The following is a 25527-nucleotide window of genomic DNA, read 5'->3' as shown; positions in this document are numbered from 1 at the left end:
AGGTGCATGCCCGCCCGCCTCACCGATTCCGACCTCGCCGCCCATATTGCCGAGGGTGCGGGTGAGGTCTTGAACGGCATCCGACACGGAGACCTGCTCGACGGCCGTCTCGTCGGCGATGTTGGGGACACGATGGCGCAGGCGTGGATCTCGACTGTTCTGCGGGTGCACCGCCCGCACGACGCGGTGCTGTCGGAGGAGGCCGAAGACGTCGGCGACCGGTCGACAACGCGCCGCGTCTGGATCATCGACCCGTTGGACGGTACGAGCGAGTTCTCGTTGGGCACTGACAACTGGGCGGTGCATGTCGCACTCGCCGTCGACGGCGTCCCCGAGGTTGCGGCGGTGTCACTGCCAGCGCAGGGCGAGTTGTTTCGCAGCGACACAGTCGGCGAAGTGACCGGGCCGCTCACCAATCGGCTCGCCGTCTCACGGTACGGGCATTCGTACCATTCGGCTGCCGTCGCGGACCGCTTGAAAATGCGTTCGGTGCAGATCGGTTCGGCGGGCGCGAAGGCGATGGCAGTCGTCCGCGGCGACGCCGACGCCTACGTGCATTCCGGCGGCCAATACGAGTGGGACAACTGCGCGCCGGTCGGTGTCGCGCTCGCCGCGGGCCTGCACTGCAGCCGGATCGATGGCCGCGAGATCACCTACAACAATCCGCAGCCGTACATGCCGGACTTCGTCATCTGCCGCAGCGAGATCGCCGACCAGGTCCTCGACGCCCTGTCGACTCCCTGGTAGTGCTCCGGCTGGCAGTGGTCCGGCTGCTGGTCGCGGATTTCACTCGCTCGTCGAGCGAAGTCGCCCCTGTCCGGCTTTCTGTAGCAGGTAGATGTCCATGATCCAGCCGAGCTGTTCGCGTGCTCGGGCGCGTTTGGCGACGATCTCGTCGGTCACGTCGGCCACCCGGCCGCTGACGAGGATCTGGTGCTCGGTGCCGAGGTAGGCGCCCCAGTAGACGATGTCGTCGGGGGCCGCGGTCTCGCGGAACGCGAGCGACGAGTCGAGCATGACGATCTGGTTTCGGTCAGCGCCGTCGGGTGTAGAGGCAAGTCGCCTACCTGTGGTGGTGAGGATCGGTTGGCCGACGGCGTGCGCGACGATCCCGTGCGCAGCGGTGAGGGCGGAGGCACTTGTCACGCCTGCGACGACTTCGACGGTCAGCGGGCGTCGGTGTGCGAGGGCGTCGGTGATGCGGAGTGTCGAATCGTAGAGCGCCGGGTCGCCCCAGACGAGGATTGCCGCGGTGCCGCCGTCGGGCAGGTGTGCGGTGAGTGTGGTGTCGATGGCGTCGACGCGAGCGGCGTGCCAGCGGCGTACCTCGGCTTCGTAGTCGACGGGGTTCCGGTCGCGCGGCGGGTCGGGCACTTGTACCACTCGGTGACCGGGCCCGGCGTGCGTATTGAGCATCTGCTGCCGCGCGTCGGTCAGCTCGGATGTGCGGTCGCCTTTGTCGAGGATCAGGAACACATCGGTTGCGGCGATGGCGTCGACGGCTTCGAGCGTGATCTGGCGTGGTCCGCCGGGACCGATCCCGATGACGCGGAGGACGACCGGTCTCACGGGCGGACCTTCGCGAGGCCGTGGATACGCGCGGTGAGGTCGAGGACGAGCTGACGCGGCGCGAGACGTTGCAGCGCGAACACGATCGGCGCGCGGTTCCCTCTGGCGTACAACGGCTTCGGCTGCTCTGCGAGCGCGGCCCGGACAATGGTCTCCGCCATCGCCGCGCTGGATATGCCCTTGGTTTCGTTGGCGCGGGTGGCGGCGGCGACTGTCTCGTACTCGGCGCGATACGGCGATTCGTCGTTGATGTGGATGGTTCGTCGCTCGCCGATGCCGGTCGCGATGGTGCCTGGTTCGACGGCCACGACGCGAATCCCGTACGGCGCGACTTCGCGGCGCAATGCCATCGCGTAGCCCTTGAGCGCGGCTTTGGTCGCGGCGTAGTTGGTGCGGAACGCCACGGGGAAGCTTGCGAGCATCGAACCGACCATTACGACGGTGCCGTGCCCGCGTTCACGCATACCGGGCAGGACGGCTTTGGTGAGCGCGACGGGGCCGAACACGTTGACGGCGAACAGGTGCTCGACGGCATCCATCGGGGTGTCCTCGAAGGCACCGGCCGCACTCTCTCCGGCATTGTTGATGAGCACGTCGACGTCGCCGACCTCGGCGACGCATGCGGCGGCAGAGTCGTAGTCGGCGTTGTCGAGCCGCACGTAGGTGACGCCCGCGATCGGGTTCTTGACAGCGTCGGGGTTGCGGCTGGTCCCGTACACGCTATGGCCGGCCGCGACCATCTGCCGTGCCACGTCCGCGCCGATCCCGCTACTGGCGCCGGTCACGAGAACGGTGAGGACGCCCGATGTCTGTGCAGTCATGGCGTCTACCGTAGACGGCGATCCGCCGTTCAGGTCGCGTCGGCACCGCACCGTCGGTCGAAAGCAAAGCCACGATCACGCCATGGCGTTCAGACTGTGCTCCCGGCAGGATTCGAACCTGCGACACCCGCTTTAGGAGAGCGGTGCTCTATCCCCTGAGCTACGAGAGCAGGGACTGGCTGATTGTGGCCGAAGATCGAGTCCTCAGCCTGGCCAGTCACGTCAGCGGCCGCGCTGGGGACTCAGCTGCCGACGATTGATGAGTCTACGTCAGCCGTTTCGGGCAGCGTGGAGCACGTCGCCCCCACCGTCGCTCCGATGTCCCATCACCTTCTGATGCCCCAGACCCTCCTGATGCTCGGTGCCACGGCCGATCGCAACTCAGTCTCAGAGTGAGGTGCATTACCAACTGGCGTACTCGTGTCGTAGATTACCGGGGTGAACATTTCTCGCCCTTTTGTAACATTCGTGACGGTGGTCGCGCTTTCCGCTGGTGTGAGCGTCGCCGCGCCACATGCGTCGGCCGAACGGGACTTCTATCTGCCACCCGCAGACTTCTCCGCGTCCCCGGGTTCGGTGATCCGCACCGAGAAGGCGCCGCTCGTGATCGACGGTTCACCCGGTACGACGGGGATACCGGCGACGGCGACCCGGATGATGTACACCTCGACGTTGCAGAACGGCGCCAAGACCGCTGTCACCGGGTTCGTCGTCGAGTCGACTGCGAAATGGCATGGCGGCGAGCGGCCGACAGTGGTCGTCGGTCCGGGCACGATGGGGCAAGGTGATCAGTGCGCCGGGTCGCGCGTGCTGTCGAAATCACTGGCCGTGGACCCCGCCAAACCGAGCGTGGCCATGAATTCAGCCAGCAGCGACATCGCCGCACTGGTCGACAAAGGCATCCGAGTGGTAGTCACCGACTACATCGGCCTGGGCACCCCCGGCGTGCACACTTACGTCAACAGGGTCGAGACCGCCCACGCCATGCTCGACGCTGCCCGCGCGGGACTGCGCGTTGCGCATGCGCCCCGGACGGCGCCCGTCGGCTTCTTCGGCTACTCCCAGGGCGGCGGCGCCGCAGCAGCAGCCGCCGAACTCGCAGAGCAGTACGCACCCGAGCTGGCGGTGAAGGGAACCTACGCGGGCGCACCTCCCGCCGACTTAGCAAAGGTGATCGGGCAGATCGACGGCACCACTATCTCCGGCGCGATCGGTTACGCGGTCAACGGAATGACCGCCCGCTACCCGGAGCTGAAGGCGATTCTCGCCAAGGAGACGAACCCGGCGGGCAAGCGCGCACTCGCCACCATCGCCACACAGTGCATCGGCGACACCGCCGCCACCTACGGTTTTCAGCACACAAGCCGGTGGACAAGGACCGGCGAGTCGCTCGGCGCCCTCATCAACCGCTACCCGGCGGCCCGCAAGGCAGTCGACGCACAGCGGATCGGACGACTCACCCCGAACGCTCCCGTCCTGTTGGCGACCAGCATCAACGACGATGTGATCCCCACCGGGCAGGTCGACACCCTGTACCGCGACTGGCGCGCGAAAGGCGCCAACGTGAAGATCATCCACGACCACACCCCGGCAGTCGCTCCGGGATCTGTCATCGGACACGCCGCCCCGATGCAGACCCTCCAGGAGCCCGCAGTCGAGTTCCTGGTGTCCGCCTTCCGTCGATAGCCGCTAGCACCAGTCCCCGCTCTTGATTTCGGGCCACCGAGATCAAGGCTGCGGACTCGACACTCACCCAGAGAACTGTCTTCACGCTCGTGTATCTGTTCAGTCCGACTCACGGCATCCTCACCCACGCCCTGCGCGATCGGGCGTCCAGGCGGCGGCCCGCACAGACCAAAAACCCGTTGACCGGTACCGAATCAGCCCGTACCTTTCTACTTTCGTGGACGCGGTCACCGCCTTACCCGGCGAGAAGCCCTCGCCTGAGCTATTTTCTTGAGGGGAGGTGCACCCGCCATGACGATTCAAGCCATCGATGCGATACCGGTAATAGTCCGGAACGCCGACAACGCTGTGCTGCACCGTCGGCCCTTCCGCGACGTCGTAGCCAACCTCCTCGAGAACAAGGTGTGGATGATCGAGGGCTTCGACCCGCCGATCATCGCCCATTCGGTCTCGATGCAGGTCGAAGTCCCTCGTGAGGTAATCCTCCGCGAGTACGTGTACCGCCCGTATGTCGAACGCGAGCACACGACGCGCGAGAAGGTGTTGCGGCGCGATAAGCATCTTTGCGCTTACTGCGGCGGGCACGGCAACACGTGGGACCACGTGATGCCGCAGTCCCGGGGCGGCGGCAACACCTGGGCGAACTGTGTCACCGCGTGCGGCCCGTGCAACTGGACCAAAGGCGACCGGACCCCCGAAGAGGCAGGCATCCGTCTCCTGTGGGAGCCGTACCGCCCGACCTGGGCGTGATCCCTGGACGGGGCAGCTCGTTGGAGACTGGGGCGAAGGATCCTCGATCTGATGATGCGGTTTATCAGCTCCACCTTCGGGATTATCGCTGTCTAGCGATGTCTTGGCGGCGCGGGTTCCACGCGAAGCGTGCTGCGCGACCTCCCGATCCTAAACCCGGCACCGATAGCAGGATCTCCTGAAATAGGGCCTGATCACCGTAGACCATTCCGGGGTCTAGGTTGTTTTCGCTAAGGACTTCGCCATTCTTTGATATGTGCCGCTGGGCCGCGCGGCGAATACCCCCGATCGAGCAACAGAACGCTTACCGACCTACTCGCGTGGAGCGGACTCGGTTGCGCCTGGAGCAGAGCATCTACCGAACAGCTCAGCGGCCAGCTGTTGCACCCGCTAGCAGTCCAAAGCCCGTTGCACCTGCGAGGCATGCCAGTTCGGCCGACCCAAACCGGTCAGGATCTCATCGGTCATGAGGCCAGCAGCGGTCAGCGTAGGCTTTGCCCCTCGGCCGTCTCGGTGGTGATCCGACTCAACACCTCGTCCGACAGTCGTGTTGGTGTGCCGAGCTGAACACCTCTAGCCTTACGCGTCGCCGGATCGGCCCGGACATCCGCCCGATACCTGGTGCGACCTTCATAGTTACCTCAATCGCAGGGAACTTCACTTTCGTTGCTGTACCCGAGCTGGTTCGCCGGTGATTGGCTTCCGCCGATCACCATGTAACCGGAAAGCATACCCTTGTAGATGCCCGATCGAAACGCGGTTCCCTGACTGGACATGATGGTTCCGATACGATCGGGGTTCTTCACGCATCTTAGTTGCGTCTCCTGGAAGTGCCGGGAACTTCGTCCATTGGTCATACTTAGCAGCACCCATCGATATCGCTTCTACGACAAGGTAGACGATCATCTTGACGGTCCACCAGACGACAGATCCAAACCACGAAATATACGTCAGGTCAGAGCCTTCCAAGCCGTGGCCCGAAAAAGCACCCGTGTAGGAGACAGAATCTGCACTACTGCACGATTCTCATAAACCAATCGCGGACTTCACGCATTGCGTCGATGTATTCGTTTCGACGCGAGACTTCACAGGTGAACGTCTGCTGTCTCAGCACGAGACGACTAGAGTCGAAGACGTACTGTGTGTCTGACCACAGGTCCGTCCCCTCGTAGAGGAAGCCTCCCGCTAGGCCAACAGTCTTTCCACGGCCCGGGATATCGGCCAGTGGACGGACGCTACCGTTCCCCGAGAACGCGTCCCGGAGCTCGTGTTCGACCCCGAGCGTGACTACCTCGTCTCCCGGCATCGCGCCCAACCTGTACTCGATGAGCACCGAGGTCGGCGACCAACCTCCGCCAATACGATCCGCCGGAGCAACAACATCCATCGCCTCCGCCGGAACACGCGCCCACAACTCCCGCACCAGCTAATAACTGGCCGAATCTAGACCCCCGTCGATAAACCCCTGCACCCTAAGAGACCCAGCAAGCCCCTGATCCCCATCGCTCATGCACGCCCCCTTTTCTTAATTTGCCCACTGGTTAATACACCAACTATTTAAATTCATCTTTGTTATCGCGAAATATTCGAGGAAACTGAGAATTCAACTTCTTCTTCGTGAAGTGGTAATTGTTCGCCTAAACAAGCGCCCACACCCATAATCCGACGACCATTACAGGAATCATTCCGAGACCAACAAGAACTCCAGAGTCGACAACTATAGCTACGGTTACAGGGATGGATCCAGCGAGCACTAATAGAACAGACCACAGCATACGGCGATTGTCGATAAGGCGAACAGAAAACATTGGCGCTACGGATAAGACAATGAAGCCGATTAAGACTATCCATGAGAGTGTTCCTTCACTCACCAGATCCTCGTTCCTGCAGCGACTACCGTGCCGATTAGGCTCTAGCTGAGCCAGCCGACGATAGTGCCGCCGAGCTTTTTCATGCCGTCGACCAGAATCCGCGCGCACGGACAGACCATCCGACCTACCCACTACCTCGATCGGCAAAGACCCCAACACAAAATAGCCCAACGACGACGCGAGCGAACACAATAGCCCAGACCATCCGTCCCCACCCAAAGAAGATTTAAAGAAGACTAATCAAACAAGCATCAGAACGATGGACGCTTCCACGCGTAAATGTAACGCTTCGTTGATTCGTCTTCATACCCAATGTTTGGAATTTCCGTCTCGCTGATCGCCAGGGCATCAATATCGTCCAGAGTGAGGTGTGCCCACAACTCGGACGGCTCATCCCCTCGCTCAGTTCGAGGATCCTCTGCTAGTTCACTGACCGGGGTGTACCCGCGAGATAGCCTGCACACGAAACTAAACTGATCCGGGAAGATTTCGGGGACGCGCCATATGCAGTTCCGCCACACAATTTCCGTATCTCGCCGAAATGCCCGGTCCAACTCTGTGTTGCGATACCGCTTTTTCGACCACCCGTTCTGGTTGGTCTCGAACCCTGACTCCGGCGGCATCTGCCCTGGTTCTACCTGCATAACCACAGTGTTTGTTCTGCCGATAGCCATGGCGAGATATTTTTTCCCGCGCAAGACTGCAAATCTCCCTCCCGGGGTAAAAACTTCGGGCCTAGGGGTGTTTGCATATACCGAATCATTGACGTTGTCATGGCATTACCCAACCTTCTGCCTCTGTCGGTACCCTGACAACTGCAGCGACGAGCCCGACTCCGAACACCCCGATTACGACGAACGCAAACACGATTGCCCAGATCGTCCTTCTCCCCTTCCGCAGTGGGGTTCATCTACACACCTTTAAAGCAGCCTAGATACTCATTCAAGAGGAGCTCTATCTCCTTGCCGTCCGGAGAAACACCGGAGTCTTGACTTAGCGCATTAAGTATCTCGATATCAAACCAGACGCCCCTAATTACCTCAGAATCGTTCCACTGAACTCTTTCGAGATCGATTACTATCGACTCCAAGTTCCAACAAAGGTCATTTAGAGAGGACTTAGCAGATCGATACTCCTCAACCAAAGCGGCGGCGGATGAATGGGCGTGTCGAACAGTACCTAATTCAGCGAATCCCACGAGCCTTCCCTTTCTCTACTGTTACCACTCGGCCATTCGACCCATTAACAACCACGGAAATGTTATTGTCTGGACTGAAATGAATAACCGCACCTCCCCTACCGGGGTAGATTTGCCCATTTTGAATAGCGTCAATCGCGGCCGTTGGCGGTATCCCTCGACCACGCAAACGATCAACGGCATGGCCACTAAACGACACCCCGTCGAATGTCATCGGAATACTACGCGGGAGTATTGCACTATCATTCATCACGATGTTACCCACAGGAGAAGATGGATGCACCCCTTCTGAGCCTCGCATGTTCGGCGGAGAAGTTTCACCGATAGACGGGCGGACTGCATGCTCGCCTGCTCGGAGGCCGGGCCGGAGCGCCTTGGTGAGGGCGCCGCCTGCTCCGGGGATCGCGGTGGCTATGCCCGCGCCGGCCAGCATTCCGACGGCGTAGCTGGGGCTGGTGCGAATGTAGTCGGGTTTGACACCGGTGAGCGCTTCGAACAGTGCGTCTTCGCGGTTCGGGTGTTGGTAGCCAGCGGGGTTCCCCATGTTCGCCGCACCATGGATACCGTCGGACATGACGTGTGGCAGATACATGATGACCGTGCCGAGCCCGCTACCGAACCCTTTCCAGGCCTCCCCCGTCCCGTAGGGGCCTAGACCAACGAGCGATCGAGCACCGTCCCACGCACCTTGCCCGAAATCGTGCAGACCGTCGCCGACACTGAGATCGGAGCCATCTGCATGCGTAACTGCATTCGGCTCCGTTGCTCCGGAATCGAAGTGCAACGCCCGGTCCGTATCGAAGTTCGCCAAGACGGTCGATCCGTCGGCATTCAAGGTGAGTTGTTCATCTCCCTTGTTCAGCACGATCGGCTGGTCCTGGCTGGTATCTGCGAATTCTTGCGGTACCGATTGCGCGATCTGTTGCCAGTCGTACTCCGCATCCGGGTTCACTAGCGTGGCATTAAGTGACCCGTCCGGTTTGAGAAGGACGTTGACATCGTCGTCGTTGTACGCGCTGTTGTAGAGGTTCCCTTCGGCATCATAATTTAGGTACAGTTCCCGCCCGGTGCGGTAGTCGAACTGCCTGACGGTTGTACCAGCAGACACCCCGGTATCGAGGACTCCACCTGAGTAGCGTTCCTCCCGCAGAATCTTGTTCCCGTTCGAGTCGAAGACTTCCGCGATCTGACGGGTCTGCCCAGAGTTTGGTTGACACTCGGGGTTAGTGATCTTCAGGCCGCGTTTGCGGCTGCGTAGATTGTCTCAAACGCGACCTGGCTGAGCTTGCCGAGTCGCCTCTGGCGGCGTCTGCGGTTGTACTTGGTCTCGATCCAAGTCACGATCGCCAGGCGGAGTTCCTCGCGGGTGCCCCACCGCTTGGTGTCGAGAACGTTCTTTTGCAGCAAAGCGAAGAAGCTCTCCATCGCGGCGTTATCACCGGAGGACCCGACGCGGCCCATCGAACCTTTCAGGCCGTTGTTCTTCAATAGTCGCTGGACCTTCTTGGAACGAAATTGGCTGCCTCGGTCCGAGTGGCAGATCGTGCCGGCCGGGTCGCGTTGGGTGATCGCATTGCGGATCGCTGAGGCGGCCAGTGCGGACTTCATCCGAGAGTCGATCGAGTAGCCCACGATCTTGCCCGAGTAGCAGTCCTTGACCGCGCAGAGGTAGAGCTTGCCCTCGCCGGTCGGATGCTCTGAGATGTCGGTCAACCACTTCTCGTTCGGCCTGGTTGCGGTGAAGTCGTGACGCGTCTGTCCATGCCGGTCGACGAACGCGAGTAGATCATCGTGCACCGGGGGTTGTAGGGGTTGAACTCAGGCTCAGACGATTCCGGGCTATCTGATCCGTCGAACGAGGGCATCAACAAATCACCCAACGGATGAGTCGGACGCTACAACCGGTAACAGCAACTCGCAATCAGCTGGCAAAGATTGTGATGCGGATTACAATGGTCGCTCTCGGTGCGACCGCGCTGTTGCGGCGTGCGTTGGGCGGACGGGTGCACCAGTTCCCCCGAATCAGCGCGGAGTTGAACGCGAACGCGTGACTACCACGAGCCTTGGCGGATCGCGAGACTCGCGTGGGGAAGGAAGCACGGGGCCTGGGACGCGTCAGCGCGTCGCTGACCAAACACCGCGAGAAGATGATCCCATCGAGCAACAGCCCGTTCCGACAGAAGCCGCGCGCACGGACAGACGATCCAACTTACCCACTACGTCGCCCGGCGACGAACCCAACGCAAAATAGCCCAAAACGACGAGAGTAAACACAATAGCCCAGACCATCGCGGCCCCGTCCCGAAGAAGATTTAAAGAAGACTAATCAATCAAGTATCAGAACGATGGCCGATTCCATGTTTAAAGTTGACACGTCGTCGATTCGTCTTCATGCCCACGCTGTTCGCGGAATTGAAGATCGCGGCCGGCCAGGTGACCGCCGCCGGATAGAATTACGGAAACGGACCATACTGCAGGAACCTTCGTATCCACGGATGCTTTTCCATCCACGCGCTCATTCTGATGCCATTCTCACTCTCGGCCTGCTGTCATGCACGCCCATGCATAAACTCGACTATTCTCGACAATTTACCCTTCTTACTTCCAGGGTCGTTCACAGTCAATGCCCCGCACCAGAGGCCCCATGTGGCGGATATCATAGTTTCCGCCACATTTCAGCGTCATCAGTAGCCGCCTCCAGCTACCGTCGCCTATTCAAAGGGACAGCCCGCTCGATCTGGCCTCGAACCCCGGGATCCTGACGCATCTGGTCTACGTACCCCCAGATGGGGTCATCTTTTGAGTAACCGAACGCCAAGGCCAGGATAAGGGCTGCAGTACTACGTGTGCCCAAGTTGTCGTAATCGTTGGGCGAAACTTCCTCTTCTGGATTCAGCCCCAGGTGAATAAACTGTTCGATATCAGCGATATCCACACCTTCATCGAGCGCATGGACACGTGGAGCTACCGCAGAAGTGCAGGCTTTAGCCAATTCTGGAGATTTCAGGAAGCTTACTACTTCTTCTTCTGTGTGAAAACAAGAAGCTCCTTGTTGCGCAATATCGTTAAGTCGAATGAACAGAAATACCATAGACTGTTCCGAGAGGAGGATATCCCTCCCCCCTAGGATTCTATTTCGAAACCCATCGACTACTTCAAAACCATTATTGGACCTCTCGATTTCGCCCCAATACTCATGTACAACATCACGCAATACCAGCTCACTCCTGGTAGGTTTGCGCCTAAACACTACTAGCCTCCTCTAGGAATTCTTCGATCCTCTCCCACTCTTCATTATCCCAGGGGTCAAGCGCAACAAAACATAGAATGCATGCATATACTGCTGCGCTCTCATCGAGCTCTTCATTGCTCGCCGAGCCCTTGGAATCAATTTCGAGAATTCTATCGACACGTAGTTGAAGGCCCTCGAGTGTGCAATCTGCAAATCTAGAGAATGTCGGGTGGATTGTTGCAACGTACGACCGCAGCATCGCATAGCTTGAACTTGGCCCAAGTGCTCGGCCAAGTGCATATCGAGATAGTAATATCAGAGATACCTGAATGCGCTCCCAATCCGGATCTACCATAAGTGTTTCCAGTGCAGCGATTACATCAGGATGCTTGTTTCTGCTTGCATCGGCACATATTCTCCTGATGGTTTCAATCTGCTCTCGGCGAATCACCACGGCCACCTCCATCTGCTAGCCATCCGGCTGAATACTTTAACTAGACCAGCGAATATTATCGCTCCGCCGACGATTATATCGCCATATTGGTATCCGGGCTGCGGCATCGGAGTCATTGAAGGTCCGGGGACTGGCTGTGTGGTATGTGGGCTGCCCTTGTTTGTAAGCCTAGTGCTTATATTTGATGCCTGATCGAGCGCCTTCTTCCCTCCGCCCGTCCCCCTGCCGAGCACCTCAGGGAGAGAAGTACCGTACTCGGGGCGAGTTTCGTGAATGCTTGTGTGCCTCTCAGTGGATCCCTTCTTGGCGTTTGGCCGAGGAGCCGTTCCCTGACGCGGTGGTTTTTTTGCTTCGGGGTTCTTGCGGAGTAGTGACCATGCGAGCTTTCCTGCTCGTCCGATCCATCCGCCGGGGATTGCGACACTAAGAATGGCTTCAGAGAGGGAACTGTCTCCTACGACCATTCCGGGGTCTAGGGTGTTTTCGCTAAGGACTTCGCCATTCTTTGATATGTGTCGCTGGACAATTGTCCCCGCGTTGATTGTCTCCCAGTATGATCCATCAGACTGCGGTTTACCAGTGGTGACTGTGACTGTCCTGCCGTCAATGACAGCTCTGCGTACTGTATCTGCGGAGGGACTCGGTCGATCGAACACCCACCAGTTGCCGTTGGTGTCTTGTACTGCTGGTTGTCCTGTCCCGGTTTTGCCGGTTCCGTCGCCGAAGTTGTAGACGGTCTCGTTCTCGAGGGCGGTGCCGAAGCCAGTGACGGGGCGCTCGATCTGTTCGCCGTTGGGGCCGCGGGACAGATCGTAGTAGGACCGGGTGCCGTCCTCAGCGACCCGCTCGTGAACTCTGCCGTCCAACCGTTGATTGTTGGTGTATTGCAGCCACTCGGTATAGGTCATCGACTGACCTGCGGCGGGAGCATCGACGCGACCTTCGGGCTGAGGATCCTTGGTGAACGAGGGCATCAGGAGCTCACCCAGCGCATCAGACTGGGCCTGATCCGCTTGGGCTTGCCCGTCACCGTCACCGCTCTGACTGGTGTCGGGATAGGTGAGCGGGTTGTAGGGGTTGAACTCAGGCTCAGACGATTCCGGGCTATCTGATCCGTCGAACGAGGGCATCAGCAAATCACCCAACGCATCCGGCTGGGCCTGGTCGGGTTGGGTCTGACCGTCGCTGCCCTGACCAGTTTCGGGGTAGGTGAGTGGGTTGTAGGGGTTGAACTCAGGCTCAGATGATTCGGGGGCAGCCGATCCGTCGAACGACGGATTCATGAGATCGCCGAGCGCATCAGAGTTTGACTCAGGTTTTTGCTCGCCTACTCCGAATGCATTGGGGATGTGATCGGGCGCGGTCTCGGGTTGCTGCGTGGGGGTAGCTGGTGCTCCCGCTTCCGGGCCAAGCCCGTTCGCGGTCGAGCCTCCCTGAACCAACGGTGTCAGCATCCCGGCTATGGCATTGTCGCCGTCACTTGCCGATTCTCCCGCTGGCGCTTCAGAGCCGAGCGAGGCACCGACAGCCGCGCCAGCGGTAGCGCTAGCAGCCGCACCCGTAGCCTCAGTGGGGTCGGCCAGGATCGGAAACAGTGCGTTGTCTGCTGGTTCGATGTGCTGAACCAGGTCACCGTTCTCATCAACGGTGTACCACGTCTTCTGCGGCCGACCGGCAGCGTCGAACGCCCACGGACGTGCAACAGAGCGGATCGGGTTGCCATCTTTGTCGTAGACCGTCGCCGAACCGTCTGGGTTGACCTTGGTGTGCCCGCCGTCAGGGACGTTCATCGCGAACCGGTAGGTGGTCGGGGACGTTTGGTCGTGCATCAGCACCATCCGTGACGGGCCTATCGTGGCCCGCGTGGAACCACCACGCTTGAGTAGCGATCGTCCGCGTGGGCTAGCCGCAGCCACGGCCGCGGCCCCGGCGATAACCCATACCGGTAGCGGGATTGTCGGCTCATCGTTGGTCGATGGGGTTAGGAGTGCTTCATTGCTCGATTCTGGGTGAGGCTGACCGACCGGCACATCCGCAGGCGCAGGTGTGCGTCCGGGAGACCGGGCGACCTCGGACTGGCCGGGCCGCTCGCGCTGCCCGGGAGCCGGTGCGAGCGTGGTGGTACCTGGTGCCCGCGTGGTCGGTGCGCCAGGTGTTTGCCTGTTCCCGGGTTCGCGGGGTGCTGGAGTGGTGCCGCCGATGATGGGTGTGCCGTTGCCCTGCCCGGGGCCGGGTCCAGCATCGCCGCCGATGACTGGACCACCCCCCGACGGGGCTCCGGGGGCGTTCGGCGTGCTCGGCTGCGTGGGCATCGTAGGCGGCGGGGTGTAGGTCGGCACCGAAATGCATGGCCAGTTCGGTCCGTGTTGGGCGCGCATCTGATCACACAACGCATCCGCACCCGCATCACCAGCACCGCCGATGATCCCGGCCGCGAGGATCGCTCCAGTGAAGCCGAGTGTCCCGATACCAGCGGCCAGGGCTGCAGCACGACGGCCGCGCCATCGAGGGCGGCCAGTGATCTTGTTCGTGATGCTCATGACTGGCCCCTGCCGCGGACAGCGTTCCAGATGGCGTCGATCCCGGCCCAGAACCAGCGGCCACCGATCGACATCACCATAAAGAACGCGAGGAACACGAGCACGGTTCCGTAGTCATCGCCCCATCGGGCCAGGTTCGGCAGATTCCACGCAGCGACCACTAGAATCGCGCACCCAGCGATGAACAGCAGCACCGTCCACACCGACACCGACCGATCAACACCAGCCGATGCTTCATCAGTGCTGTCAGGCGACGTAGCTGGCGAGCCGGCCACCGAAGGCTGATCGGCGCGGGCCGGCTGGCCGTGGGCCTGCGCCTGGCGTGAGTGCTTAGCCCGATCAGGAGTAGTCACTGGTTGCGTGCTGGTGTTGGTCATGTTCGCGTCCCCCGGGTTGGTTGCTGGTGCCGAGCGGTTAGGTGTTCAGAGTGTCGGTTAGCGGGCGCAGGCGCGGGCTGGGTAGACGCTTACGTAGTCGAGGTTCGATTTTCCTGGGCTGGTGATGATCCCGATGCTGATGCATCCGCCGTGGCGGGCAGCATCGTTCGCAGCGCGTTGGATACCGCGTCCCCAGCCGGGGTTGTAGACCAGGTTCGGGATGTATGGGATCGCCGAGAACGCGTTCCCTAACCCTTGCTGGGATACCGCAACAGTCTGTGAATGCGAGAGCTTGATGCCGTGGCGGGTCGCCGCATCAGCCTCACCAGCACCGACCAGGGACGTGGCCAGCCCTGCCGTTGCGATGAGCGCTGCAATCGCTCCTGCTGATTTACGTGCCATCATTCGTGATTTCCTAACGTTCAATTCATGGTCTCGATCGACAAACAGGCCGTCGATCGACTGAGCCGCAGGACCACCCCTGAAAGGCCTGGGCATGCGGTCTCAGCGGGCTGAGATACGGCGTCTACAGCAGGTGCGGTTTGCCGTAGAGGTTGAATGTGTTGTCGTTAGCCTTGCTGGTCATCGCCACCCGCACATAAGCGCGTACGGCCGGACGGGCACCGACACAGCCGGATATCTCCACGCGAACCCCATCAAGGCGGACACCCGCCGACGGACCCTGCAAAGGCTTCTGCCCGAACGGGACATCGATCGACACACCATTTTTCAGGGTTGTCGAGATATTCGGCATCACCTGCGCACCCAACACGATCGCAGGCGGATAGGAGATCGACATTTGCGCTGTCGGGCCACCGGTGACACCGAGGTTGACGCCATCCATCTGCCACTGACACGAGACCTGAAACCCGGTCGAGACGACCGCCGCGTCCACCGGCACCGCCCCGGACCCGGAAATGTTTGCTGCCCCGCGCAACGACAGAAACGCTTCATACGAACCGTGCCCGCGACTGAGTGCGGGCACACTCCGGATCTTCTCCCCCGACTTGGACAGTGTCACCGCCCATCCGTCATCAGAATGGCGCGTCACCGACTTGTCGGCGAACGAACGCGTCGGACCAGCCAACGCATCGCCAGCAGCACCGAACGCGGTAACGCTGATCAAAGCAACAAAAACTGCGCACATGACGCCAATAGACTTCTTCACGACTTCCCCCAAAAAATTTCACACGGCGACCACGCAAGAGAGGAACCACCCAGCCCCGACCGGCGAAATATCGAGCACTCGTAGACCTACGAGTAGACCCCCGGAAAACCTGGACGATTCCTCCCGAACCGCCACAACAGATGAGACGGACGCTACAACCAGTAACAGCAGTCCGCAACCTCTCAGCAAATCGTGTGATGCGGGCCACTCCATGTAGAGCGTGGTTGACTGGCTCCGTACTCGAGTACCCGCCTACCGAACTTGACCGCGTGTTCACTGGCATCGATCGTCACGGCCATCCCCACTGACCTGGACGCAGCCTTGGACACGGTCGCTCACCACTGGGGCGAGTTCACCGGAGTGCACCCGTTCCGGGACGGAAACTCACGAACCCAACAGTTCTTCTTCACCGACTACCTCCGTGAATCCGACTGGGCGCTGGATTGGAACGCCATCGACGACACCGCCGTGCACGCAGCTCGTCACGTCGCTATGTCCACTACGGACTCCTCCTACCTCGCGGCCGCATTACGCCAAGGGACCGGACCAGCCAACGACACCTATGTATCCAGTGGTGCCGCAGCGGCAGCCGCGGTCAAGGACGGTCCCGGTCAGCAGAGGTGTTCCAGCGGATGATGGAACACAAGCGAGCCGGCGGAACCGCAAATGATTTCCACCCGGCGCCGGTGCCTCTGGCACCGGCCGAGCGTGCTGCACGCATAGAATCTCGGGGCGTCTCGCGCGTAACGCCAACCACTACATCGGCTCGCACCGACACCACCCGACCCGCGTCCACCGGGATCTGGCAATCACCACGCCACCCTCACGACCGTAGCGCTAAGAGTCGGTGGTACTACCGATCGGTATGTCCTCGTCATAGTTTCGTGGCGGCTGTCTCGGCAAGGTGTCAGTCAGTGGCAGTGCCGCCGAGCATCTGCACGACTCGCAGGCAGGCCTCAGACCGACGCCTTCCGCGTGATCTGGACCATCAGGTAGATCAACGCCAGTCCACCGACGCCCGCGGTGACGACACCGACCGGCAGGCCCGCAGGCAGCAGAGTGCGGCAGAGCACCTCGCCGCCGATCACGAGCACCGAGCCCATCAACCCCGAAGTGATCGCACCCGGGATCTCGGCGCGCGCCAGACGCACCGCGACCTGCGGCGCGAGAAGCGCGACGAACGCGATCGGCCCTGCCGCGGACACAGCGACAGCAGCCAGGACTACCGCCGTCACGAAGACGACACCCGTCACCGCGTTGGTCCGGACGCCGAGACCGCGACTCACCTCCTCGCCCAGACTGATGACCGCGAGGTTCCGCGAATTGGCGGCGATGATCACCAATGCGACCACGATGACAGCGACCAGCGGCCACACCTTGCTCCATGTCGCGCCGGAGACGGAGCCGACGATCCACAATTGAGCTTGCTGTACCTGGCTGACCTCGGCGCGCGTCAAAAGATACGCGATGAGTGCTTGCATGCCCGCGGTCATCGCGACACCGACCAGCACCAACCGGATCGGATCGATGCCACGGCGCCACGTCAGCAGGAACATGGCGAGTGCCGTCAACAAACCACCGAGGAGGGCGGCCACCGTCACCCCCAAGTCGGCGAGCCATGACGCCCACGTCGCACCGAAGGTGATGACGACGACGGCGCCCGCACTGGCCCCCGAGGTGATACCGAGCATGTCTGCGGTAGCGAGCGGATTGCGCATCGTGACCTGCGTCAATGCACCCGAAGCGCCTAGCGCGAACCCGACGAGGAGACTCACCAAACCGATCGGGAGTTGCGAGTCGAAGACGACGACGTTCTCGAACTTGGTGCCGCCGCCGAGTAAAATTCGCCCGACATCGACCGGGGTCATCGGCAACGAACTGGTCCCGATGCTCACCGCGAACAGCACCAGCGCGATGGCGGCGAGCACCACGCCGAGGCCCGCAGCCCACGGGTTCACGACGAACTGCACTCCGCCCATTCTGATGATGGTGCGGTGTGCTCGCGGGGCGTCGAGCGGGCGTTCGGCAGCGGCCGGCGCATCATCGGAAGGTTTCGTGAGATCCATCAGACGGCCACCAGCTTCTTCGCCTGCACCAGCACGATGAAGAAGGGGGCGCCGATCGCCGCGAGGATGATGCCCGCCTGCACTTCGCCCGGACGTGCGATGACACGACCGATCACGTCGCTGCCGACCAACAACAGTCCACCGATCAGCGCCGAATACGGGACTATCCAGCGGTAGTCGGGGCCGGTGATGAACCTGGCCACATGTGGGGCCACCAGACCGAGGAACACGATCGGCCCACACGCCGCCGTCGCCGCACCGACCAGCAAGGTGATTCCGACGATCCCGACGATGCGAGCCTGCCGGACCCGGGTACCCAACGCGTGAGCGATGTCGTCGCCCAACGACAGAATGTTCAGATAGAAGCCGCTCGCCACCGCGAGAATCAGGCCCGGGACGATGAACGGCAGCGTCGCGACGATGACATCCCAGCCGCGACCTTCCGTCGAGCCGACCTGCCAGAAGCGCCACGCGTCCAACGACGCGGTGTCCATCAGGACGATCGCCGAAGTGATTGCCATCAACAACACCGACAATCCCGTACCCGCGAGGATCAGCGTCAACGGATTCGCACCTTTGCCCGCCGACGCGATCAGGAACATCAGACTCGACGCGACCAGAGCGCCGACCAGACCGAACACCATGTACTCGATCGGTGTGGTGATGCCGATGACGTAGACGCCCAGCACCACCGTGCACGCGGCGCCCGCGTTGACGCCGAGCAGGCCCGGATCGGCCATCGGGTTACGCGTGTGGCCTTGAGTGAGCGCCCCAGCCGCTCCGATCGCGGCGCCCGCGACGAGACCGAGCACGGTCCGCGGAATCCGCAGACCGTGCACGATGCCGGAGAGTTCGGTGCCGTCATCGTTCCAGAGAACGTGCCAGACGTCTCCGAAAGGGATCACCCGCGACCCGAAGGCGATGGACGCTGCGACCACTGCCACCAGGCCTGCGGCTAGCAGGAGGAGACCGCCGAGGCGCTGTGGCGTCTTTCCCAACGTGTACGAACCTTGTCTATGTGAGGAGCCGGTCTCGGTTCCGCTCAACCTGCGGAACTACGGCCTTACTTTGCGTCGGATGCGGCTTTCAGCGCCGGCTTCATGTGGTCGAAGGCGTAGGGGATCGAGTTGGGCGACGGCTCATTGAGACCGGTGATCTCGAGCGTCGACAGCATCGCGACCGCACCGGTCTTGACCGATGTCAGGCTTTTGTAGCCGGGCAGACCTTCGACGCGCTCCTGCAGCTTCGGCGTCTGGCTGGCGGCGACAAGGAAATCGGAATCGAGGAGGTTCACGTTCTCGGTACTGATCTGGAACCGCGGCTGCCCGGTCTTCTTCGACTCACGGACCGCCGTCGGCGACATCTTCAGCCCCAACTGCGAGAAGAGTTTGGCCGATCCGTCGGACTCGTCACCGAGCACCGAGATCTGATCCGAACCGTAAAGGTATGCGAACGAATACGTCTTGCCTTTAAGGCCGGGGAATTCGTCGGCGAGCGCCTTGATCTTGGCGTCGACGCCGCCGATGATCTCCTTGGCCTTCTCCGGCTGGTGCAGGATGGTGCCCATCAGCGTAACCATGTCCTGCCAGGGGTCGACCTGCTCGCCGCTGATCTTGTCGATCGTCGGCGCCATCGCCTGAAGCTTGTCGAAGCCGTCGGCCATCGACGCGAACCCCGGAGCCAGGATCAGGTTTGGTTCGAGCTTGGCGACCGATCCGACGAGGTCGTCATTCGGGTTGACCAGGACCGAGTCGTTGAGCTTGTCACCGAACCACGGAGCCTTCTTTCCGGTCTGGACCTCCTGCGAGTCGAAGTACCCGACGGGGGTCACACCGAACGACAGCGCGACGTCGGTCCATTGTCCACCGAGCGTCACGATGCGCGTCGGCGTATCCGGGATGTCGACGGTGCGGCCGTCGGGCAGGTTGATCTTGACGGGCGCGGCCGCGTCGTCGTCGGGCGACGAGCACGCGCCCACGACGAGTGCGGCGACAGCGATGATGATGAGAACAAGACTCGATTTAAGCCTGGCCATCGGGTTTCTCCTACTCTGCGTTCCGTCGAGTGACGAAAGGGTTTCGACGAATCAGACTGTGCACTTGAGCGTCGCGTATTCGGCGATCGCGCAGACACTCTTATTGGACAGCTTCCACTTGTTGTCGACCCACACCCAGCTCAGGTCGAGGTAGCGCGAACCATTGCCGACCAGCGACATCTGCAGACGCGCATTGAGCGTGGTCCCGTTCTGGGAGACCGGCCCGACGACCTTGTAACTGAATCCGGCTCCGCTGACCTGCAGCATCTGGGCGACAGCGTTCACTGATCCGAGCGCCTGCTGACCGCCCTGCAGTTCGTCGGCACGCGCCGTGTTCGACGCACCGGTGTTCATGATGGTCTTGACCTTGGTGTTGAGCTGCCCCGCATTCAGCGGTGCGGGCGTCGACGACGTCGTACCGCCCTGGCCGGCACCGGCCGGCTGCGGCGCGGTGCCGTTTCCGGCGTCGGTGCCCTGGGTGCCCGTTCCCGTGCCCGCGTCGCCGTTGCTCTCGGGGACGTTCTCGGTCGGGGCACCTGCGACTGTCGTGCCCGCGGCCTGGTCGCCGGTGTTCTGCGGAGTGGTGACGCCGTTCGTGCCCTGGGCGCTACCGAGGTTGACGACGGTCGGCTGCGCGGCCGCGGTGTCGTTGCCGAACTTGTCGGACGTGGCGAGCCCGACGACGCCGATGGTGACAATCAGCGCCGAGATGACGGCCGCGATACCCGCGGACGCCAGGATCGTCGGGACGTTGACCTTCGAACCGGACTTGTCGTCGGGCTGCGGCTGCGCGTAGGGCTCGTCAACGTACGGCTGCTCCCCGAACGAGTCTCCCTGCGACATGCGTGTCTCCATTCATCGTCGGGACACGGAAGGCCCCGCTCAGATAATATAGGTCAGGCTAACCTGAACCTCAGGCAACATTCAAACCCGACCTGTCGGGTTTGAGCAATACGATCCGTGTCACATCTCGGTCTGCGTCACGTGATGGACCCGGCGAACCTCCGGTATCCGACGACGTCCGGTCTCATCGACGCGGCGACGAGTTCCCACAACACTTCATCGGTGCCGCCACCCACGCGAGCGAGTTTCATGTCACGCCACCACCGGGCGAGCGGAGTCTCATCGGTGAGGAATCCGGAGCCGCCGAACAGGTGCATGCACTCGGAGACGACCTCCTCCCCCAGCCGGGCAGCCGACACCTTCATCGCCGCAGCGGTCCGCAGATCCATCCTGCCGCCTGCCGCGATTCCGTCGAGCGCGTACCGGAGCATGTCGACGCGCGACTGCAGGTCGGCGACTCGCAGGCGCAATGCCTGATGCTCGAACAAGGTCTTGCCGAACTGGGTGCGCTCGTGCATTCGCGCGAGGGTCACACCGATCACGGTGTCGCACGACGACGCCACCTGCGCCGCGATCGACAGCCGTTCGTGCGCGAGACCCCAGCTGACCGCCGCGAGCCCGGTTCCGGCGCGCGCGATCAGATGGTCGGTGGGCACGACGGTGTCGATGGTGACGGCCGCGGTGTCCAACGGCCCGGCACTGGCTTTGCGATAGGGCGGTTCGACGACGACTTGCGAGGTCGGGACGAGCACGAGCGCCACATTGCCGTGGGTGCTGTCCGGATCCTGGTCAACGCTGCGCGCCACCACGAGGATGTAGTCGGCGATCGGCGAGAGCGACACGAACTTCTTGCGTCCGACGACGTGCAGCCCGTCGTCGGCGGTGCGGATGGTCGTCTCGACTATCTGAAGATCTGATCCGCCCGACGACTCCGACGCGGCCAGGCACAGAACGGATTCGCCGCGGATCGCTTCGTCGGCGACTCGGCGCAGCGTCTCCGATCGCCCGCCGAAACGCCGCAGCACGGAGATCGCCGAGTCGTGCAAGCTCACGCCGACACTGATTCCGGCCGATCCCTGACGTCCGAGGCTGTTCCCCAGTGCGAAGAGTCTCGCCAGGTCCGGCTTCTTGTCATCGCCCCACTTCTCGGTGAAGACACCTGCCGCCCCGAGTTTCTCGAGGAGCTTGCGCGGGAAGCGTTCGGCGATCTCGGCCTCCTCGACCCACGAGCGGAGCTCGTCGTCGAAGACGTCGTCGAGGAGGGCACGGTACTCGTCGAGCGACATGGTCACGACAGGGTCCCCGCGTTCACCATCTGCTTTGTCTCAAGGCGCCGCAGCTTGCCGGACGTCGTGCGCGGCACGGTTCCGGGTTCGAGGAGGATCACGTCGGCCGGGACGATTCCGCATTCGGTTGCGACTGCGGAGATAACCGCCGACCGGGTCGCGGCGGGGTCGCCGCTCCGATACTCGGCGACCACGACCAGCCCCGGCCGCGACGAGCCCTCGTCGCGGGCCATCGCGACGACTCCGCCACGTTTGACGCCGTCGACCGACGCCGCGGCCCGCTCGACCTCAACGGGGAACAAGTTCCGTCCAGCGACGATCACGATCTCCTTGGCTCGCCCGCAGATCACGAGGCGTCCGTCGAGGAGGTACCCGAGATCGCCGGTGTCGAACCACTCGCCTTCTCCGAGCGGCGGATGGCCGAGGTATCCGCGCATCATCGACGAGCCGCGGATCTCGACGCGACCGACCTCCCGGTCGTCGATCAACGGCACGTCGACGTTCGGCTCGACGATGCGGATCTCCATGCCGTCCAACGGTTTTCCGAGGATCGCGTAGCGGCGACGTCGGGTTTCGGAGTTGTCACCCGGCGCAGTGACGGTCACCTCGTCGTAGGCTGCGCCCTCGCCGGTCACGGGCATGGTGACCGCGCACGTCGACTCGGCCATACCGTACGCGGGCGCCGCCGCCGCCGGGTCGAACCCGAAGCGTTCGGTCTCGGCGAGAAACTTGTCGAAGGCGTCCGGATCAATCGGTTCGCCGCCGCTGATCGCGACGCGCAGATTGCTCAGGTCCGCCGACTGCAGGAGCCGCCCGTAGCGGCCCAGGATGTCGTAAGCGAAGTTAGGCGCCGCAGTGACGGTCGCCTTGGTGTCGGTGAGCCATTCCAACCATTTGAACGGTGCGGCCGCGAACGCCGAGTTCGGCACGATGTACGTCTGGAACCCCGACCCCATGGCCGCGAGCAGGAAGGTCAGCCCCATGTCGTGGTAGAGCGGCAGCCAACTGAAGCCGATATCCCGGCTGTGATGCATGCCGAGACGAGCGACGAGTTCGGCGGTGTTGGTGTGGACCGAGGCCTCCGGCAGCACAGCTGTCTTCGGCTCGCCCGTGGAACCCGCGGTGCCCTGCAGAACGGCGGGCCCGTCGGGGCCCGCTTCGACGGGGACGAAGTCGTCGGTATCGGCTCCGACACCGTATTCGCGGGCGGCGGCGAGACGCAGGTCGCCGTCGACTGCCGTGAGGAGGTCGAACTGCGAACCGCCACCGAGGACAGTGCCGACACCGATGCCTGCGAAACGCGCGTACGTTGCGTCCGCCCACCGCTTCTCGTCGGCGCCACGGATCGGACCCGGCAGGATCGACACGGCCGCACCCGCGAGCCAGGCACCCTGGATCGCGGCGATCAGGTCGACGGTCGGGTCCCCGATCAGGCCGACGTGGGTGACCTGTGACGATCGCGGCGCGCCTTCTCCCCTCGCGGCGACGAGCGTAACGGCGATCTCGACGGCTCGAGCGTGCACGTCACGCCAGGTGCGGGTCTCCCACTCACCGGTCTCGGAGTCGAGGACCGACAGCGACTGATCACTGCTGAGCATGGCCCTGCTGAACGGTGCGGTGAACGCACTCGGCGCTCCGGTCTCGTCAATCACAGTCGTCGGCGTCATAACGCTTCTTTCGTCTTACTTCTCGAGAGGGACACGTGTGCGAAGTCGGCGATCAGCACAGCGATCGCCTCGGGATCTTTCATGTGCGGATGGTGCCCGTGGCCTGCGAGCAGACGGGTCTGGACCGTCCCCGACGCGTGTTCGGCGACCGCGTCGACGTGGATCTGGGTGCCGTACTCGTCATCGACTCCTTGGACGACGAGCAGCGGAGCATCGATGTTCGGTAACAGATCGGTGAGGTCGAACGCCGAGAACTCCTCGGAGAGCCAGACGCCCGACCACCGCGCGAACAAGTCGTCGGGATCGTCGTGGAACATCGCCAACGACGGGCGGACATGTTCGGCGAACCGGGCCGCGGTGTCGCGGATCCCGTTCAACGTCGCATCCTCGACGACGATGTGCGGTGCGATCAGCACCGCGGCCCGCACCGCGTGCGCGCTGGCGTTGATGGCCGCGATCGACGCGCCATCGCTGTGCCCGACCAGGAACGGGGTGTCGATGCCGAGCGCGTCGAGTACCTCGGGGAGCACGTCGACCCCCTCGCGGTGCATGTAGTCGGCTCCGTGCAGACCGTCGCCGCCCGAGCCGCCGTAACCGTGCCGCGAGTAGACGAGCGCGCGCATCCCGGTCGCCCTGCTGACCAGCGACGGGAATCGTCCCCACTGTCCAGCAGATCCGAGTCCTTCGTGCAGGAACACCAGGGTCGGCAGGTCGGGGTCGCCGTCGAGTAGAACGTATTCGAGGTCACCGCGCGGATGTGGCAGAGTCGGCATCGCCGGTCACCATCCGTGATTGGAGACGTCGAACATGTTGACGCCCAACGTCGCCTTGCCGACGTAGTCGAGGCAGTCGGCCGGCTTCGCGGGCATGATCGAGCAGAACTGCACTTCGCGGAGCAGTCGCTGCATCGGCCCGTCGGCGGCCATCGCGGCCGACCCGACGAGAGCGACGGACTGCGCGGCCAACGACTGCGCGGTCTCGCCCAGATGGTGTTTGGCCGCGTACACGGTCGCGTTGGTCGCCTGATCCGATCGTCGGTCGACGACGCCGCGCGCGGCCGCCATCGTCAACGCCCGCGTCGCCTGAAGTGCGACCGTCATCGCGCCTAGACGCTGAACGTCGGCCTGCTGACCCCGTCGTCGTTCGTCGGCGCCGAGTCGTCGCGCCGCGAAGTCGACGATCGCCTCCGCCAGACCCAGATAGGCCCCGAGATAGCCGGCCGCCATCCAATGGGGGTCGCGGACGGCTTTGAACAGGGACATTCCCTCGACGCCCAAGAACAGTCGGTCAGCCCGAATCCTAGTGTCGGACAGGAACATCTGCGCGGTCGACGTGCCGCGTAGCGCGGTGCCGGCCCATTCGGTCGAGAACGAGACGCCGGGATCGTCAGCGCTCACCACGAAATGCGACACTTCGACATCGGAGTCGTCGTCGTGGGGCCGTGCGGTCACAACATAGTAGTCGGCGACCCCGGACAGCGACACGAACGACTTGTGCCCGTCGAGGACGTACACGTCGCCGTCGCGGCGATAGACGGTCGAGATTCCTCGCAGCCGTGCACCGGTCGTCGGCTCAGACGCCGCCGACGCGAACATCTTGCGGCCGCCAACAACCTGGTCGATGACCCAGTCGCGGAAAGCGACGCCGGTCGATCCGAGTGCGTCGACGTCGGCTTCGAACAGAGAACCGATCGCCACATTATGCATATTGAAGCCGAGGGCGATCGCGCCATTCGCCGCAGCGAGTTCGCTGAGGACGCGCGTGTAGCCGGCGAAGTCGAGACCGAGCCCGCCGCTCTCGATCGGAATCATCGCGGTGAGCAGGCCAGACTCCCGGATCAGGTCGTAGGCGACCTGCGGCGGCGTCTCGCCCCGATCGATGGGATCGGCCAATTCGGCCAGACGCGGCGTGATCGACGCGGCGAGACCGAGCGCGGTGTCGACAGGGTATACAGCAATCGTCAT

The 25527-nt window shown here is 62.6% G+C and carries 22 protein-coding genes, 1 tRNA gene and 1 pseudogene; 4 read left to right on the top strand and 20 right to left on the bottom strand.

The features are described 5' to 3' along the window. The first annotated feature begins 6 nt into the window (after positions 1-6). A complete protein-coding gene (locus MP11Mi_RS10395; protein WP_420038856.1) occupies positions 7-747 on the top strand; it encodes a 3'(2'),5'-bisphosphate nucleotidase CysQ in 741 nt (246 codons plus the stop codon). Positions 748-786: 39 nt separating this feature from the next. On the opposite strand, the gene cobF is transcribed toward MP11Mi_RS10395, so the two are convergent. From cobF to MP11Mi_RS10380, 3 genes are all read right to left on the bottom strand, one after another. Continuing rightward, entirely contained in the window at positions 787-1569 is a 783-nt protein-coding gene (cobF, locus tag MP11Mi_RS10390) for a precorrin-6A synthase (deacetylating) (protein ID WP_420038855.1), read from the bottom strand. Then, on the bottom strand, positions 1566-2390 hold the full coding sequence (locus tag MP11Mi_RS10385; RefSeq protein ID WP_420038854.1) for an SDR family oxidoreductase: 825 nt from the start codon (positions 2388-2390) through the stop codon (positions 1566-1568). Before MP11Mi_RS10385 ends, cobF begins: the two co-directional genes overlap by 4 nt. A 97-nt stretch (positions 2391-2487) precedes the next feature. Beyond that, a tRNA-Arg gene (locus tag MP11Mi_RS10380) sits at positions 2488-2560 on the bottom strand. A 274-nt stretch (positions 2561-2834) separates the two neighbouring features. Here MP11Mi_RS10380 and MP11Mi_RS10375 point away from each other — a divergent pair. After that, complete coding sequence (locus tag MP11Mi_RS10375) at positions 2835-4076, top strand: lipase family protein (protein WP_420712875.1); 1242 nt, start codon at positions 2835-2837, stop codon at positions 4074-4076. A 291-nt stretch (positions 4077-4367) separates the two neighbouring features. Continuing rightward, positions 4368-4826 (top strand): HNH endonuclease, encoded by a 459-nt coding sequence (locus tag MP11Mi_RS10370; protein ID WP_420038852.1) that lies wholly within the window; start codon positions 4368-4370, stop codon positions 4824-4826. Between the two features lie 1012 nt (positions 4827-5838). Here MP11Mi_RS10370 and MP11Mi_RS10365 read toward each other — a convergent pair. From MP11Mi_RS10365 to MP11Mi_RS10325, 9 genes and pseudogenes are all read right to left on the bottom strand, one after another. Beyond that, positions 5839-6213: a hypothetical protein gene (locus tag MP11Mi_RS10365; RefSeq protein WP_420038851.1), complete on the bottom strand. Its 375-nt coding sequence runs from the start codon at positions 6211-6213 to the stop codon at positions 5839-5841. A gap of 1668 nt (positions 6214-7881) precedes the next feature. Then, positions 7882-9003: a DUF4258 domain-containing protein gene (locus MP11Mi_RS10360; RefSeq protein WP_420038850.1), complete on the bottom strand. Its 1122-nt coding sequence runs from the start codon at positions 9001-9003 to the stop codon at positions 7882-7884. A gap of 125 nt (positions 9004-9128) precedes the next feature. Further along, a pseudogene (locus tag MP11Mi_RS10355) lies at positions 9129-9698 on the bottom strand (IS3 family transposase); the annotation flags it as partial. An 898-nt stretch (positions 9699-10596) separates the two neighbouring features. Continuing rightward, on the bottom strand, positions 10597-10986 hold the full coding sequence (locus tag MP11Mi_RS10350; RefSeq protein WP_420038849.1) for a hypothetical protein: 390 nt from the start codon (positions 10984-10986) through the stop codon (positions 10597-10599). Positions 10987-11137: 151 nt separating this feature from the next. Beyond that, positions 11138-11581 carry a hypothetical protein gene (locus tag MP11Mi_RS10345; protein ID WP_420038848.1) on the bottom strand — a complete coding sequence of 148 codons (444 nt, stop codon included), beginning with the start codon at positions 11579-11581 and terminating at the stop codon, positions 11138-11140. Next, the gene (locus MP11Mi_RS10340; protein ID WP_420038847.1) at positions 11575-13371 is read right to left on the bottom strand and encodes a hypothetical protein; all 1797 of its coding nucleotides are present in this window, start codon (positions 13369-13371) and stop codon (positions 11575-11577) included. The genes MP11Mi_RS10345 and MP11Mi_RS10340 overlap by 7 nt, the downstream gene beginning before the upstream one ends. Positions 13372-14117: 746 nt before the next feature. Next, the gene (locus MP11Mi_RS10335; RefSeq protein WP_420038846.1) at positions 14118-14498 is read right to left on the bottom strand and encodes a hypothetical protein; all 381 of its coding nucleotides are present in this window, start codon (positions 14496-14498) and stop codon (positions 14118-14120) included. Between the two features lie 57 nt (positions 14499-14555). Beyond that, positions 14556-14903 (bottom strand): hypothetical protein, encoded by a 348-nt coding sequence (locus MP11Mi_RS10330; RefSeq protein WP_420038845.1) that lies wholly within the window; start codon positions 14901-14903, stop codon positions 14556-14558. 121 nt (positions 14904-15024) lie between these two features. Then, the gene (locus tag MP11Mi_RS10325) at positions 15025-15645 is read right to left on the bottom strand and encodes an MspA family porin (RefSeq protein ID WP_420038844.1); all 621 of its coding nucleotides are present in this window, start codon (positions 15643-15645) and stop codon (positions 15025-15027) included. Between the two features lie 282 nt (positions 15646-15927). Between MP11Mi_RS10325 and MP11Mi_RS10320 the strand changes: the two genes are divergently transcribed. Beyond that, a complete protein-coding gene (locus MP11Mi_RS10320; RefSeq protein ID WP_420038843.1) occupies positions 15928-16302 on the top strand; it encodes a Fic family protein in 375 nt (124 codons plus the stop codon). Positions 16303-16622: 320 nt separating this feature from the next. Here MP11Mi_RS10320 and MP11Mi_RS10315 read toward each other — a convergent pair whose 3' ends face one another. From MP11Mi_RS10315 to MP11Mi_RS10280, 8 genes are all read right to left on the bottom strand, one after another. Further along, positions 16623-17645, bottom strand: a complete 1023-nt coding sequence (locus tag MP11Mi_RS10315; protein ID WP_420038842.1) for a FecCD family ABC transporter permease — start codon at positions 17643-17645, stop codon at positions 16623-16625. 86 nt (positions 17646-17731) lie between these two features. Then, complete coding sequence (locus MP11Mi_RS10310) at positions 17732-18730, bottom strand: FecCD family ABC transporter permease (RefSeq protein ID WP_420038841.1); 999 nt, start codon at positions 18728-18730, stop codon at positions 17732-17734. Between the two features lie 65 nt (positions 18731-18795). Next, a complete protein-coding gene (locus MP11Mi_RS10305) occupies positions 18796-19767 on the bottom strand; it encodes an ABC transporter substrate-binding protein (RefSeq protein ID WP_420038840.1) in 972 nt (323 codons plus the stop codon). 51 nt (positions 19768-19818) lie between these two features. Continuing rightward, positions 19819-20610, bottom strand: coding sequence for a hypothetical protein (locus MP11Mi_RS10300; protein WP_420038839.1), 792 nt, complete (start codon positions 20608-20610; stop codon positions 19819-19821). 137 nt (positions 20611-20747) lie between these two features. Then, a complete protein-coding gene (locus MP11Mi_RS10295; RefSeq protein WP_420042069.1) occupies positions 20748-21896 on the bottom strand; it encodes an acyl-CoA dehydrogenase family protein in 1149 nt (382 codons plus the stop codon). A 2-nt stretch (positions 21897-21898) separates the two neighbouring features. Then, entirely contained in the window at positions 21899-23563 is a 1665-nt protein-coding gene (mbtM, locus tag MP11Mi_RS10290) for a long-chain-fatty acid--ACP ligase MbtM (RefSeq protein ID WP_420038838.1), read from the bottom strand. After that, positions 23560-24336, bottom strand: coding sequence for an alpha/beta fold hydrolase (locus MP11Mi_RS10285; RefSeq protein ID WP_420038837.1), 777 nt, complete (start codon positions 24334-24336; stop codon positions 23560-23562). The genes mbtM and MP11Mi_RS10285 overlap by 4 nt, the downstream gene beginning before the upstream one ends. A 6-nt stretch (positions 24337-24342) precedes the next feature. Further along, positions 24343-25527 (bottom strand): acyl-CoA dehydrogenase family protein, encoded by a 1185-nt coding sequence (locus MP11Mi_RS10280; protein ID WP_420038836.1) that lies wholly within the window; start codon positions 25525-25527, stop codon positions 24343-24345.

This window comes from Gordonia abscondita (assembly GCF_032711245.1).
Classification (GTDB): Bacteria; Actinomycetota; Actinomycetes; order Mycobacteriales; family Mycobacteriaceae; genus Gordonia.
The sequence above is the reverse complement of the archived record's forward strand: the minus strand, read 5'-3'. Positions and strand labels throughout refer to the sequence as shown.